Genomic DNA, 14,371 nt, shown 5'->3' with positions numbered 1-14,371 from the left:
GTTATAAATAAAAATATATAACGAGGGGGCGAAAGCCCCCTTTTTTGTTTGACTTTTTTCGTTATATTCTCATTAATATAAAGCGGAGGCAGTTATGAAAAAACTATCCGTTTTTATTTTCACCATGAGTTTCTTAGTTTCATTTAATGTATTTGCGGATGATTTCAAGCTTAAAATCATTCATATCAACGATCATCACTCACACTTAAGGGCAGAACAGGCAGATTACACAATTGACGGAATAACAATGAAAGTCAATCAGGGCGGTTTTCCACTTATTATCAGTGAAATAAACAGTTTAAAGGCTGAAATACCCAATAGTCTGGTGCTTCACGCCGGGGATGCTTTTTCCAAGCATCTTTTTTTTACTGTGTTCAAGGAAAAAGCTAACGCTGATTTGATGAATCTTGCAGGATTTGACGCAATGGCAGTGGGTAACCATGAGTTTGACGAAGGGGACGGGCTGCTTAAAAAGTTTATTGATGAAGTCAATTTTCCCTTAATTAGCTCAAATATCAATGCGTCAGAAAAAAGCCCTCTTCACGGATTAATAAAACCGTACATCATCAAGAATATCGGTGAGGAAAAGATCGGTATAATCGGGCTTACAGTTTCACGCAAAACCCAGGGTTCATCGAAGCCAAGTGATGAAATAACCTTTCTTGGCGAATATGAATCGGTCTCAAAGTATGCAGAAGAGCTTAAGTCAATGGGAATAAACAAGATAGTTCTTTTAAGCCATTATGGTTACGGGCGCATCGGTGAGCTTGCAAATAAGCTGAAAGACGTGGATGTTATCGTTGACGGTGATTCACATACCCTTCTCGGTGATTTCACAAATCTTGGTCTCAAATATGAAGGTCCCTACCCCACGTTTATACCGGATGCAGAAGGTAATAACATCTGCGTGGTTCAGGCAGGATATTTCGGCTTTGCAGTGGGAGATCTTGATGTGGTTTTTGATGATGAAGGCAAAGTCACTTCATGTTCAGGCAGCCCTGTTGTTATAATTCAGGATATTATCAAGTCTTCAGTATCACCGGGACAGGCAAAAGCGGCTGTAGACAGTGCGCCTAATATAAAATTTGTTACCCCCGACCCGCAGGCTCAGAAAGTTCTGGATCACTATGAAGAAGAATTGTCAGCGATGAGAGAAAAAGTTTTGTGCGTATCCGCTGATGATATTCCCCAGAATTGGGAACCTGATGCAGAAATGCCGCATGGTTCGCTATTTGCTCCTCTTGTTGCTAAGGCAATGGCTGAATATTCCGGTAATGCTGATGCGGCGGTGGTAAACGCTACAGTTACCCGTGACGGTGTGGTAAAAGATCAAAATATAACCTTCGGAACTCTGATTGATCTTCTGCCTCATCATGACACCCTGTGGGAAATACAAATGACCGGAGAGGAAATAAAGGCAGTCATTGAGGACGCTCTGGATAATGCTCTCAAGACGAATACTATGCGTTCGTTCCCTTATGCTTATGGTCTCCGTTATGGTATTAACATGACTAAGCCTTACGGACAAAGGGTTGAAGCCCTTGAAATAACAGATAAAGCCACCGGAAAGTGGACGCAGCCGGATAATAACAAAATATACCTTATCGCAACCACGTCTTTTCCGGGCAGAGGCAGAGAGGGATATGTAACCTTCCGCACAGCGCAGGAGAAGCACGGTTTTGCTCCGGAAACGTACATAAACTACAGGGATGTGTTTAAAGCTTACCTTCAAAATCTCTATAATTCTGGGAAAAAGCTGGAAAATCTTCCCGAAGATATGCTCCCTGTGAAATATTATTTAAAGTAAACGAATAGGGTTAATCTCCGCAAGTTGCCTTAAAACCAGAAAAAGCCCGCAGCATACCCCTCACTGCGGGCTTTTATATTGCCAAATCATGTGAAGATATATAATAATTCACTCCTATGAATCTTTTATCAATTGAAAAACTCAAAAAGAACTACGGCGACAGGACAATCTTTGAGAATGTCACATTCGGGCTTAACGAAGGCGATAAAGCTGCAATAATCGGCATCAACGGCAGCGGGAAATCAACTTTGCTGAAAATTATAGCCGGATTAGAAGAGTCGGACGGCGGTAATGTTGCTGTCAATAAGACATGTATTATCAACTATCTGGCACAGTTACCTGATGTTCTGCCTCAAGTCAGTGTAATTGACTACATCTTCAAATCAGATACCCCTACGATGCGCCTAATAAAACGCTATGAACAGCTCTGTCATACGGACAGCCCGGAACTGCATAAGATAATGTCGGAGCTTGATTCTAAAAATGCGTGGGGATACGAATACAGCGTAAAATCTGTTCTTGGTGAGCTTGGCATACACGATTACACCATTAAAATGGGCGAACTTTCTGGAGGTATGGCGAAGAAGGTCTCACTTGCACAGGCGTTGATCGATGAAGGCAATCTCCTTATTCTGGATGAACCTACAAACCATCTTGACATTGATACAGTGGAGTGGCTTCAAAACCATCTGGAATCCACTAAAAAAGCTGTTCTCCTTGTTACTCATGACAGATACTTCCTTGATAGTGTCTGCAATTTAATATTTGAAATAGACGAAGGAAAATTCACCCGCTATGACGGGAACTACTCTTTTTACCTTGAGAAAAAGGCCGAAACAGAAGCCCACGAACAGCGGAGGCAGGAAAGACTTTCTAATATACTCCGTAATGAACTCGTATGGCTCCGCAGAAGCCCGAAGGCACGCACCACAAAGCAGAAGGCAAGGATTGACCGTGCGGCGGTTATACAGGACAGCATAGTACATAAGACAGAGCGTGATCTTGAGCTTAAGACACTTGGGCGAAGGCTCGGCGGCAAGATAATAGATCTTAAGGATGTCTCCAAGGCTTATGGAGATAAGGTTCTGTTCCGCAATTTCAGTTATTCGTTCAAAAAAGGCGAAAAACTTGGTATAGCTGGCGCTAACGGAAGCGGAAAGTCAACTTTTCTGCGTGTTCTCACAGGTGAGGAACAACCGGACAACGGTATTGTTGATATAGGCATAAACACATTCTTCGGGGTGTTTGATCAGCACAGTAAAGAGCTTGACCCCGAAATGAAGGTTATTCAATACATTGAAGAAACAGCAAAAAATATCAAACTTGATAACGGACTCACTCTGTCTGCCACACTGATGCTTGAGCGCTTTCTTTTCCCAAAAGACAGTCACTACCGCCCCATAGGTAAATTATCCGGCGGGGAAAAACGCAGACTTCATCTTGTTAATGAGCTGATAAAGAATCCGAACTTCATCATTCTCGATGAACCGACAAACGACCTTGATATACAGACACTAAGCGTGCTTGAGGACTTCCTTGAGGACTTTGGCGGGTGCGCCGTGGTGGTATCTCACGACAGATACTTTATGGACAGAGTATGTGACACTATGTTTATTTTCAAAGGTGACGGTATATTTGAGCATTTCCCCGGCAGCTATTCCAACTGGATGGAATCCAGAAATGTTGTTAAAGAGAAGTCTTCTGAAAAGAAAGAGTCTCCGAAGCAGGAGCAGGAGAAAAAGCGTAAGCTTACCTATGCTGAAAAGAAGGAATATGAAGGTATTGAGGCTGAAATAGCCGTTCTGGAAGGCGAACTTGCCGATTTGAGTGCGGAACTTGAACAGGGAGGAAGTGACTATTCACGCCTTACGGATTTACAAGCCAAAATAGAGGCTAAGGAAATGGAGCTTCTGGAAAAAATGGAAAGATGGGAATATTTAAGCGGGCTTGAGTGAATACACTCAGCCCGTAACCAACCTTATAATTTTTATTACTTGAGTTCATATATCAAAATTATCCTGTACATATCGTCCCCTTATACCTAGATTCTATATATAAAGTTTGACATATCTAAAACTATAGCGATAGAAGGAGGCTATTATGAGGTATTTTCTTCTGATACTAACTTGCATGCTGTTAGTTGCCCCCTCGGTGAAGGCTGATGAATTTAAATCCAGCGCAGGAAATCTTAATGTTTCTGTTGTTGCGTCAGGTTTAGAGAACCCATGGAGCCTTGCCTTTCTTCCAGACGGCAGAATTCTGGTTACGGAACGTCCCGGAAGGATGAGGCTTGTCTCTGACGGTGTGCTTTCCAAGCCCCTGTCAGGTCTGCCTGAAATATTTGTTCAGGGTCAGGGCGGGCTTCTGGATGTTGTTGTTGACCCGAAATCGTCTGAACTCCCGGTAATCTACTTCTCGTTTTCTGAAGAAGAAAACGGTAAAGCCGGAACCGCAGTCGCCAGAGCAGAGCTGAACGGTGAAAAACTGGAAAACGTAAAGGTAATTTTCCGCCAGCTTCCCAAAGTAACCGGCAAAAATCACTGGGGTTCACGCCTTGTATTGTCCGGTGACGGCAATATATTTATCACGCTGGGAGAAAGGTTTGACTACAGTAAACAGGCGCAGAAGCTTGATAACCATTTAGGAAAGGTCATACGTGTCCGCACGGATGGTTCAATACCTGCGGATAATCCTTTTGTGGGAGTTGAAGGTGCAATGCCTGAAATATGGTCATATGGACACCGGAATGTTCAGGGAGCTGCACTTGAGCCTGCAACGGGCAGATTATGGACTGTGAAACACGGTCCCATGGGCGGTGACGAGCTGAATATTACCGAAGCCGGAGTCAACTACGGATGGCCGGAAGTCAGCTACGGTTCGCACTATAATGGCGTACCTATTCCTGACAACCATGCGGAAAGAGGTTTCCGTGAACCTTTTTACTACTGGAATCCTTCCATAGCCACCAGCGGGCTGATGTTTTACAGTGCTGACGGCTTTCCCAAATGGAAAGGGAACGTGTTTGTCGGTGCTATGGCAGCTAAGATGCTTGTGAGGCTCACTATATCAGACGGAAAGGTCGCCGGCGAGGAACGGCTTCTTCAGGAACTCGGTGAACGGATAAGAGACGTTCGTCAGGGACCGGACGGATGGATTTATCTACTGACAGATAATAAAAACGGGCGTCTCCTGCGCATTGAAGCATCAGGAAACGCCAATTAAGAAATACTAATCTTCATCGTCGCCAAGCTCTTTGAGCTTGGCTTCGTATTTTGCGGATTCAAACTCGAAGTCTTCGGTTGCGCCCTCAAGCTGGGTAAAAAGCTTTTCAATTTCACTTTCCCATTCAGTGAGTTCTTTTGAAAGCTTACTTATTTTATCCGACTCCCCTTTTTCCGAGGCGCTTATCAAAAGCTGATTTAGCTCTGTAACTCTTTTTTCGGCAGTCTCAATTGCCGTTTCAGTGTCATGAACTCTCTTTTCAAGGGGTGCTAGGGTTCTGTTTCTTTCAGAAAGAAGATCAGAACGCCTTTTCCTCAGCTCTTTTTTTGTCAGCTTCCCTTCAGAGGTTGTTTTCTTCTTGGGCTTGGAGAATTCATCATCCTCGTCCCATCCCTCTTTCTCAAGAAATTCTGCGTATGTACCGTTAAACACGCTTATACAGTTGTTTTTGAAAACGATAAGCCTGTCCGCCAAAGCATGAAGAAACATCTCATTATGGGTGATAAGAAGCAGTGTGCCGGGAAACTCATCAAGAGCCTCAAGCAGCGAATCGCAGGACTGCATATCAAGGTGGTTTGTTGGTTCATCAAGCATCAGGAAGTTAAGAGGCTGGGCGAGGAGTTTGCCTAACATCACCCTGCTCTTCTCCCCTCCGGAGAGAACACCGATCTTTTTGAGTGCAGTGTCACCTTCAAACATCATGATCCCCGCTATATTGCGTGCCCTCTGCCTGTCAACATCCGGTGCGGTCTGTAAAAGCTCTTCCTCTATGGTTCGTCTGTCATCCAGTGTTTTTATATTTGTCTGCTCATAAAAGCCTTTTTCAATGCCGGGTCCGTAGTACACTTCCCCTGAATCTGGTTTCATTTCACCTGCAAGAAGCTTCAGCAGAGTGGTTTTACCCTTACCGTTTTTACCGATTATGCAGACACGCTCACCGGTGGTGATATTAACATCCAAATCTTTTATAAGCGGATCGCTTTTATCATAGCCAAAGGTGATTCCCTTGGCGTTCAGCCCTGTTTTACCTTCGTAAGGTTTATACCGGAAGCCGAAGTCCAGATCTTTTATGTCCTCAAGCTTTGCCCTTGAGCCCATTTTCTCAAGCATTTTCACCCTTGACTGGGCACGGCTTGCCAGCGAGGCTTTCGACTTGAAGCGTGTGATGAATGCTTCGACCTCTTTGCGCTTCTGTTCCTCATTCTGGCGGGTTTTTTCGTATATTTCCTCTTCCGTAGCTATCTGTTCGTAGAGTTTGCCTGTGTCGCCTTCTATCTTGCGGATCTTCTTGCGGTGTATGGCTATTGTGTGGGTAACAACAGCATCCATAAAGCTTCTGTCGTGGGTGATCAGAATAAGCTCACCTTTCCAGCTTCTGAGGAAATTTTCAAGCCAGCGGACTGATGTAATGTCCAGATAGTTTGTGGGTTCATCAAGAAGAAGCATATTAGGTTCCGAAACAAGAACTTTCGCCAGATTAAGACGTATCTGGTATCCGCCTGAGAACTCAGATGGATGCCTGTACATATCATCCTGAGTAAACCCAAGTCCGAATAGAATTTTTTCAACCTTCCATGTCTGCCCTTCATCCTCCTCACGGAGACCCCTGCATCCTTCCTCGATGACAGTATTCTCCTTAAAGTCAAGGTGCTGCTTCAGGTGCCCTATTACATATCGTTTGGGAAAGCTTATCTGACCGGAATCCGGTGTTTCTTCCCCTATCAGCATGCGGAAAACAGTTGTTTTGCCGTGTCCGTTTCTGCCGACCAACCCTGCTCTCTCACCTTTATTTAATCTGAATGAGGCATCGTCCAGTAGAACCTGCCCTCCGTAGCTTTTGCTTATGTTTTCAACGCTTATCATTACCTGTACTCCATATATTCATGCCTGCGGCGGATACAATCTACTGGAAATCTTTGCAAAAGTGAAGGATAATGCGCCGATTCAACTTTATTAACAGGAGTAATAGATATGATTCCGGTTATTTCATTTGTAGGAAGCAGCAACAGCGGGAAAACAACGCTTGTTGAACAGGTTATCAGAATCCTCACGGAGAAGGGGTTACGCATATCCCTTATCAAGCATGATGCTCACGGATTCGAGATCGACCACGAAGGAAAAGACACATGGCGGCACAAACAGGCCGGAGCCGTGCGTGTGCTTATATCATCCCCCGCAAAGTATGCGATGATCGCAGACGGCGAAGCGGATCTGGGTGATATGCTTTATATGGCGGGTGACGGTGACATCGACCTTATAGTCGTTGAAGGTTACAAATCATCCTCATTGCCCAAGATAGAAGTTTTCAGAGAATCAAACGGTAAAAAGCCTGTCTGTATAGGTCATGAAAGCCTGCTTGCAGTGGCGACCGACACTCCTGAAAGCGGACAAATCAAAGATGCTCCCATGCTTCTTGATATAAACGATCCGCAGGCGGTGGTCAGCCTTATCGAAGAGCGGATTCTCTGCGAGGAAAAACCCACACCTTTTGTCAGTCTTGTTGCGGACGGACAGAAGATAGACCTCAACCGTTTTGCCTCGTTTTCGCTGGCAAATACTCTGAAAGGCTACCTGAAATCCCTGAAAGGTGCTGAAGATGCTATGGAGTTTGAAATAAAGGTCGATTTAAGAAAATAGAATTTAAGTCCACGGGGCGGGTTTTCCGCTAAAATCTCCACAGCGAACAACGCAAGAGAGAATCAGGAAGCCCGCTCCGGCGTATTATCCTCTTAATTATTTCCAGCCGTACTTGACACCAGCCGCCGTTGATATACAATTAATACTTTAATGGGGGCGTATAATGGAAAGAATAAAAGAACTTATACAGATTAACCGTTCCTACCGCAGGTTTGACAATTCCAAAGAGCTTGATATGGGCTTTCTGGAAGACCTTATATACTCAGCAAGAATGGCACAAAGCGCTGCCAATCTTCAGCCGCTACGCTATGTCACAGTAACTGACAGAGAAAAAACAGCGGAAGTATATTCCACACTCGGCTGGGCAGGCTACTTAAAAGACTGGGATGGTCCTGAACCTGACGAACGCCCGGTGGGGTATATCATTATTCTTTCCACCAAGGATTCTTCATATGCACAGGTTGATGCCGGGCTCGCCATGCAGAACATATGCCTCACTGCCATTGCCGCTGGAGTGGGTTCCTGCATATTGGGAAATATAAAAAAAGAACGCCTGATGCAGATACTTGAGATTGATGAAAGCTTAAATATACTTTACGTCGTTGCTCTTGGTTATCCGGTTGAAAATGTTCAGGTGGTCAGCATCAGAGAAACGGCAGATCATAAATATTTCAGGGACGAAGAAGGGAATCATTATGTCCCAAAAAGATGCATAGAAGACTTGATCATCAAGGAGCTGTAGTCTACAGCTCCTTATCCATATAAACATGGGTGTCTTTTTTCCACCCGTTGCGGGAATAAAACTTTATTCCGCCCTGATTTTTCTCCAGAACAAGAAGATGAATACGGATATGTCCGCTGGCACGGCAGCAGTCCTCAACAGCGGACAGAAGCTTGGCACCGACACCTGAACTGCGAAGCTCCCCTTTCACTATCATATTTTCCACGTAGGCAACCCTTGCTCCCTCATCCACAGATACTAATGACTGAGCCTGACACATGCCTACTATTTTTCCATCCTGCTCTGCAATATATATACAGTAGCGTTCGGGATCACTCATAAGCATCTGAAATCCTTTTTTCATTGCATCTTCATCCACTGTTTCGTTTTCAAGGGTGAGAAGCTCACTCAAAACTTCTACCATGCCTTCAATATCTGTCTTTTCCGCGGGGCGGAGGGTGATGCTGTCTGCCATGTCTGCTCCGTTATAATAATGATAAAATCTCTATAATATTTTTGATCTTTAAAAGCAAATGGTGTTTTCAAATATGCAGAAACATTTTTTAACAATCACTCCTGTTAAAAGTGTCAAAAAACTATTGCGGAATACAAAGAGGTTTATATCTTAGGATATATAGCTGATGCACGGAACGCACGGGAAGCGACATTCCCCTGAGTTGTTAGGAACTCTACATAAGAGAAAAAGCCGCATAAGCATCGCTGAAGACAGATACGGAGGTGTTACCCGTTGAGTCACTTTAAAATCCCCTGCCCGGCAAGGTGAAAAAACACTATGTACCGTTAGTCGGGCAGGGTTTTCAAAATTATGAATATGTTATCGTATAAAAAAGGCACGGTTTATTATCCCGTGCCTTTATCATTTGTTAAATTAGTTACTTTTTTTCTCTTAATTAAATGCAGGGCACTAAGCCCCGCAATGTATTATATTTCTACAGCACCCTAGCCGCTTCAGTGGCAAGACGGCTTCTTTCACCCTTATCAAGGAAAACAGTTGTGCAGTGTTTGAAACGTGCCTGTGTAAACTTCTCTGATGCGTTTATAAGCCCGTTGTCCCACTCATTGAGGTAAGGGTTGTCTATTTGCTTCAAATCTCCTGTAAAGACAATTTTTGTGTTATTCCCTGCCCTTGTTATGATTGTTTTCATCTCATGAGGGCTGAGGTTCTGTGCTTCGTCTATAACAACATAGGTATCAATAAGAGTTCTTCCTCTTATGTAGGTCAGTGCTTCAATCTCAAGTATGTTGGAAGACTTCAGATAGTCTATTGTGATGTTGTTCATCTGGCTTTTGTAATATATACCGTCTTTTCCGTCTTTTATCTCTTTGCTGCTGTTGCCGATTATAAACTCAAGGTTGTCATATATGGGTTTGAGCCATGGGTCAAGTTTTTCGGAGATATTTCCGGGCAGATAACCCAGATCACGCCCCATAGGAATGGGAGAGCGTGTAACAAGCATTTTTTTGTAGGTTCCTTCGTTAAGTACCGCATACATTCCGGCGCAGAGAGCAAGAAGGGTTTTGCCTGTTCCTGCTATACCAATGGCGAAGACAACATCAATATCCGGGTCAAGCAGAGCTTCCATAAGGTATTTCTGCTTTCTGTTGGCGGGGGTTATGCCGTAAACATTTTCATATTCCGTAACCCGCTGAAACCCTTTTATATCTCCTTCATCTTCAAAGTATTTTACAAGAACGCCTTTTTTATCATCAACTTCACTCTTCATCACGAAGTACTCATTAACTCTTGGCTTAAAGTCCTCCATGTTTATGCCGTATATATAATCGGGCATAGGAAGCTCGCTTTCCTGATACATCGTATTTATATATGAATCAGGCACATAGAGGGTGTCGTCTCTGTTTTCAACAAAACTGCCCATCCTCTCATGGTAATAATCTTCGGCTTTGATGCCGAGAGCGTTTGCCTTAACACGCAGGTTAACGTCTTTTGAGATTATTATTGTTTCGTTCTTTGATTCATTCTGAAGCTTTTTTGCTATACCTAATATAAGGTTGTCATTTCTTCTGCCGGAAAACTCTTCAGGAACACTGTCTTTTGACTCTTTATCATGAAAAGATATAAACAATGTAGCTCCGCTTTCCATTTTAACGCCTTTAAGAAGATCCCCGCCTGTTCTGTAGTCTTCTATTTTGCGGATAAATTCACGGGCGTTATAGCCGTTGAGGTCTACTCCCTTCTTAAATGAGTCCAATTCTTCAAGGACTATGGCAGGGATATAGATATTGTTGTCATCGAATGTTTCCAGAGCTTTTGGTGAGTAGAGAATTACGTTTGTGTCGATTACGAAGTTCTTGATCTTTGTGGATTTTTTAACTGCTTTAGGCATTAACAACTCCAACCTTTTCAATGCCTTAATTTTCAACCGAGTATGTTTTAAAGTCAAGGATAGTTTTAGCTTAAGCCTAGACCGCACAAAAATTTAACTGATTTTCACAGTGGTTGACATTAATGTCTTAATTCCATAAAAATAACTGAAATGATAATTTTTGTTTACGGAACATTGATGAAAGGCTTTTCAGGGCATAATGAATACCTGACAGGGAAAGAACCTGAGGCGGAAGGATACATCAAGGGCGAACTGTTTCATCTGCCGGAAGGATATCCTATAGCTATAGAAAACTCTGTTTCAGAGGTTTACGGCGAAATATACTGTGTCAGTGAGGAAAGTTTATCCGGTATAAGAGAGTATGAAGATATTGACGAGGCTGATCCTCTATATATAGAAAAAGCTGTTAAGGTCTATACTGACAGAGAAGTGGTTCAGGCTGCGGTATTTCTCGCATCAAAGCGGTACGAAAAGCAAATAAGGGAAAAGGGAGTGCCCTTACTTTCCGGCAGATGGAGAAATTTTATATTATGAGCTTTCATTGATGTGGCGGTTAATCGCATCCATATCACTTGCCAATCCTTCTCCTTTCACCACAAGATAATCACCGACCATGAGCCCGGAAACGCCTGATTTAAAAAGTTTATCTTTTTCATTTCCAGGAAACACAAGAGTTCTGCCTCCGCATACACGCACATGTTTGTCAGGCATCATGAAGCGGAATAAGGCTATTATTCTTAATGCCTCTTCCTGTGAAAGCGGTTTTGCGCCTTCAAGGGGTGTGCCGGTTATAGGGTTAAGAAAATTGACAGGTATTGATTGAACTCCGATATTTCTAAGCTCACGGGCAAGCTCAACACGATGCTCCCATGATTCCCCTATTCCGAATATACCGCCGGAACAGACATATAACCCTGCTTCCACAGCGTATCTAACTGCATTTACATCCTCATCATATTCATGAGTTGTGCATATATTGGGAAAAAAACTGCGCGAAGTTTCAAGGTTATGATGATAGCCTTTCAACCCGCTTGTCTTGAGGACTGCAAGCTGTTCTTTGGTCAGAACACCGACAGATATATCTGCATCCATCCCGAAAGAGGTAATTATCTCCACAGACTGACGCAGAAGCTCAAATTCCGCTTCATTGGGAGACTTACCGCTGATTACTGCTGCATATCTTTTTACTCCCGCTTCGGCGGCTCTTGATGCTCCTTTACGGATTTCATCAAGGTCTATGAATGAATAAACCGGAGTCCCTGTTCTGTGATGTGCTGACTGGGCACAGAATATGCAGTCTTCGCTGCATAATCCGCTTTTTGCATTTATAATGCCGCAGGTACTTATATCATTGGCAAAGAAGTGCTGCTTTATTTTATAGGAATATTCCAGCAGCTCACTCAAAGGGGTTTTTAGTATTACTTCTATATCGGAATCACTCGTTTCATGCCCGTTCAGACACTTAGAGTACAGTTTTTCAATCATGAAATCACCTTAATGCTTCAATATCTTTTTTTGTCTCTGTGATGCTTTTGCCGGTTTCTTTTATCTCTTCCGTCTGATTGTCAATATTTGCAGAAAGACTATCCAGCCTGACCTCTAGCTCTTTGATTCTGTTGTTTAAAACGGATGTTTCCTCCCGCATTTTCCTCATTTCTGATTCGATGTCCTGAAGAGCTTCCACGGCGGAGCTGGGCTTTGCTGCACAGGCACTAAGAAGGATTATTGGGAAAAAAACAGAAATCAGAAGTTTATTCGCAGTTTCCATCTTGGTTTGTTTCTGCCACATACTGAGCATAAAGATAGCCTTCTGTCCCGTTGATTTCGGAACGCCACCAGTCACCATCACGCTCAAAAAGAGGAACTCTGCTGTTATAAGCAGCAACACCTACCACAGCAGAATCAGCCACAGGGCGACTTCTCAACTTAAGTCCGCTTCTGGCGGTGATACAGCCGTATTTTGTTTCCATAACAGGAGCTTCAGTTACAGGTTCAGGCTTTTTTTCAACGGCAGGGATCTCCGCAACCGGAGCGGGTTCAGGCACTGCAACAGGTTCCGGAACTGTTTCCTCTTCAACAGCAGGCTCAGGAACAGATTCTTCAATAACAGGCTGTTCAATAGGTTTAACAGGTTCCGGTGTTTCTGCCACAGGTTTGTTAGCCGCATACTGCTCTTCTATAAATTTCATATCGAAAAATGACTTTATCTGCAGTCCGCCGAGAATAAGGACAAGGAAAATAAGAAACGGTGTAAGGTACTGCGCTACAGTGAATACTTTTAAAGGCTGTCTTATGCCTGAAATATGTTTTATCGCCTCACGGACATGTTTGGGACCAACTTTTTTATCTTTGGCATCAGCAGCAGCCTGAAAGGCTTTGTCCGCAACAAGATTGACTTCAAGCGGCAGCCCGTGAGAATAACGGAAAATTTCAACGACAGCAGTTCTTTTCAGCACTTCAGGATCAGTACCCTTAGCGTGTTTTATGCGGTGCTGGAGATAGTTTGCAGTGTCACTTAACCCGAGAAGGTTTAATTCTGTTACAGACAGAACACGCTCACTAAGGTTTTTGACATTTCCGTACATAAGCTTAGTGCATAGTTCCTGCGTTCCCACAAGGAGAACCTGAACAAGCTTACACTGCTCTATCTCGACCTCAGAAAGTTTTTCAAGGGTGCGGAAACTGTCTATAGAGTATTCATCGGCATCGTCTATGACTATAAGATTATTTTTACCTTTCTTATATTCACCAACGAAATAATCCATCATAGCGCCGAAATACTCGTTTTCAGTGGAGCTGTGGACTGCTTCTATTCCGAAGCCGTTACATATTTTCTGCAGCAAATCACTGTCAGGAACTCTGGCAACGTAAGACACATTACAGTTGACAAGAGTCTCCCGAAGCAGAAAACAGAGCGTGGTTCTTCCGGTTCCGGGCAGACCGTAAAGCAGCATAAAACCTTTGCGGCTGTTTATGCCGTATTCTAGCATGGTCATAGCCCTGTCATGGGGTGCTGAACAGAAAAATGCCGAAGGTTCCGGCGTGAGTCTGAAAGGTTTATCCCTGAAACCGAAAAAGTCAATATGCATAACTGTCCTTATGAGTTTAATCGAAGATAAGTCATGATATATGATTTACAAATTATTTTCAATAATATAGGAGCAATAAATGAAGCTGGGGGGAAAGGGAAATTAAAAAGCTCCCCTCGGCTAGTGCGAAGAGAGCTTTTTATTCCTTGGAAATTTGTCTCAGTAAAACAAGAGACAGCTTAGTCTACGCTGTCTTTGAAAAGTTTGCCGGCAACAAATTTGGGTACCCTTTTGGAAGGGATAGTCATCTCTGCACCAGTCTGAGGGTTTCTACCCTTGCGCTCTTTCCTTGCGGAAACAGAGAATGTACCAAAGCCGACAAGCGTAACTTTGTCATCTGCTTTAAGAGCTTCAACAGTTGCCTCTTCAAAAGCTTTAAGTGCTTTTTCTGCGTCAGACTTTTTCAGCCCTGACTTCTCGGCAATCTTCTCAATAAGTTCCTTCTTATTCACTACAACCTCCTCACTCAAGAAGTTTCTATAGGTTATACACAGTGGTACCTATAAAATCAAGATATTATTCATTCTTC

Annotated in this window: 13 protein-coding genes; 6 read left to right on the top strand and 7 right to left on the bottom strand. The window is 43.4% G+C overall.

The features are described 5' to 3' along the window. Positions 1-94 precede the first annotated feature (94 nt). From ACYRYY_RS01365 to ACYRYY_RS01355, 3 genes are all read left to right on the top strand, one after another. On the top strand, positions 95-1,807 hold the full coding sequence (locus tag ACYRYY_RS01365) for a bifunctional metallophosphatase/5'-nucleotidase (protein ID WP_460213695.1): 1,713 nt from the start codon (positions 95-97) through the stop codon (positions 1,805-1,807). A 116-nt stretch (positions 1,808-1,923) separates the two neighbouring features. Next, positions 1,924-3,762, top strand: coding sequence for an ABC-F family ATP-binding cassette domain-containing protein (locus ACYRYY_RS01360; protein WP_460213694.1), 1,839 nt, complete (start codon positions 1,924-1,926; stop codon positions 3,760-3,762). A 145-nt stretch (positions 3,763-3,907) separates the two neighbouring features. Continuing rightward, positions 3,908-5,029, top strand: coding sequence for a PQQ-dependent sugar dehydrogenase (locus ACYRYY_RS01355; RefSeq protein WP_460213693.1), 1,122 nt, complete (start codon positions 3,908-3,910; stop codon positions 5,027-5,029). A 6-nt stretch (positions 5,030-5,035) separates the two neighbouring features. Here ACYRYY_RS01355 and ACYRYY_RS01350 read toward each other — a convergent pair whose 3' ends face one another. Beyond that, complete coding sequence (locus ACYRYY_RS01350; RefSeq protein ID WP_460213692.1) at positions 5,036-6,892, bottom strand: ABC-F family ATP-binding cassette domain-containing protein; 1,857 nt, start codon at positions 6,890-6,892, stop codon at positions 5,036-5,038. Between the two features lie 108 nt (positions 6,893-7,000). Here ACYRYY_RS01350 and mobB point away from each other — a divergent pair, with 108 nt between their 5' ends. Both mobB and ACYRYY_RS01340 read left to right on the top strand, forming a co-directional pair. Beyond that, positions 7,001-7,666 (top strand): molybdopterin-guanine dinucleotide biosynthesis protein B, encoded by a 666-nt coding sequence (mobB, locus tag ACYRYY_RS01345; protein ID WP_460213691.1) that lies wholly within the window; start codon positions 7,001-7,003, stop codon positions 7,664-7,666. A 163-nt stretch (positions 7,667-7,829) separates the two neighbouring features. Continuing rightward, positions 7,830-8,408 carry a nitroreductase family protein gene (locus tag ACYRYY_RS01340; RefSeq protein WP_460213690.1) on the top strand — a complete coding sequence of 193 codons (579 nt, stop codon included), beginning with the start codon at positions 7,830-7,832 and terminating at the stop codon, positions 8,406-8,408. Between the two features lies 1 nt (position 8,409). On the opposite strand, the gene ACYRYY_RS01335 is transcribed toward ACYRYY_RS01340, so the two are convergent. Both ACYRYY_RS01335 and ACYRYY_RS01330 read right to left on the bottom strand, forming a co-directional pair. Next, a complete protein-coding gene (locus tag ACYRYY_RS01335; protein ID WP_460213689.1) occupies positions 8,410-8,862 on the bottom strand; it encodes an N-acetyltransferase family protein in 453 nt (150 codons plus the stop codon). A 475-nt stretch (positions 8,863-9,337) separates the two neighbouring features. Continuing rightward, positions 9,338-10,753, bottom strand: a complete 1,416-nt coding sequence (locus ACYRYY_RS01330) for a PhoH family protein (protein WP_460213688.1) — start codon at positions 10,751-10,753, stop codon at positions 9,338-9,340. A gap of 150 nt (positions 10,754-10,903) precedes the next feature. Between ACYRYY_RS01330 and ACYRYY_RS01325 the strand changes: the two genes are divergently transcribed. Next, positions 10,904-11,287, top strand: a complete 384-nt coding sequence (locus ACYRYY_RS01325) for a gamma-glutamylcyclotransferase family protein (RefSeq protein WP_460213687.1) — start codon at positions 10,904-10,906, stop codon at positions 11,285-11,287. On the opposite strand, the gene bioB is transcribed toward ACYRYY_RS01325, so the two are convergent. The 4 genes from bioB to ACYRYY_RS01305 all read right to left on the bottom strand — a co-directional run bounded on the left by bioB (position 11,282) and on the right by ACYRYY_RS01305 (position 14,294). After that, positions 11,282-12,238, bottom strand: coding sequence for a biotin synthase BioB (bioB, locus tag ACYRYY_RS01320; RefSeq protein WP_460213686.1), 957 nt, complete (start codon positions 12,236-12,238; stop codon positions 11,282-11,284). The genes ACYRYY_RS01325 and bioB overlap by 6 nt on opposite strands. Positions 12,239-12,242: 4 nt before the next feature. Beyond that, entirely contained in the window at positions 12,243-12,521 is a 279-nt protein-coding gene (locus tag ACYRYY_RS01315) for a hypothetical protein (protein WP_460213685.1), read from the bottom strand. Further along, positions 12,505-13,842, bottom strand: a complete 1,338-nt coding sequence (locus ACYRYY_RS01310) for an AAA family ATPase (RefSeq protein ID WP_460213684.1) — start codon at positions 13,840-13,842, stop codon at positions 12,505-12,507. Before ACYRYY_RS01310 ends, ACYRYY_RS01315 begins: the two co-directional genes overlap by 17 nt. 179 nt (positions 13,843-14,021) lie before the next feature. Then, positions 14,022-14,294: an HU family DNA-binding protein gene (locus tag ACYRYY_RS01305; protein WP_265823141.1), complete on the bottom strand. Its 273-nt coding sequence runs from the start codon at positions 14,292-14,294 to the stop codon at positions 14,022-14,024. Between the last annotated feature and the right edge of the window lie 77 nt (positions 14,295-14,371).

The organism is Geovibrio sp. ADMFC3, from assembly GCF_054687035.1.
This window is presented reverse-complemented; position numbering and strand designations above follow the sequence as displayed.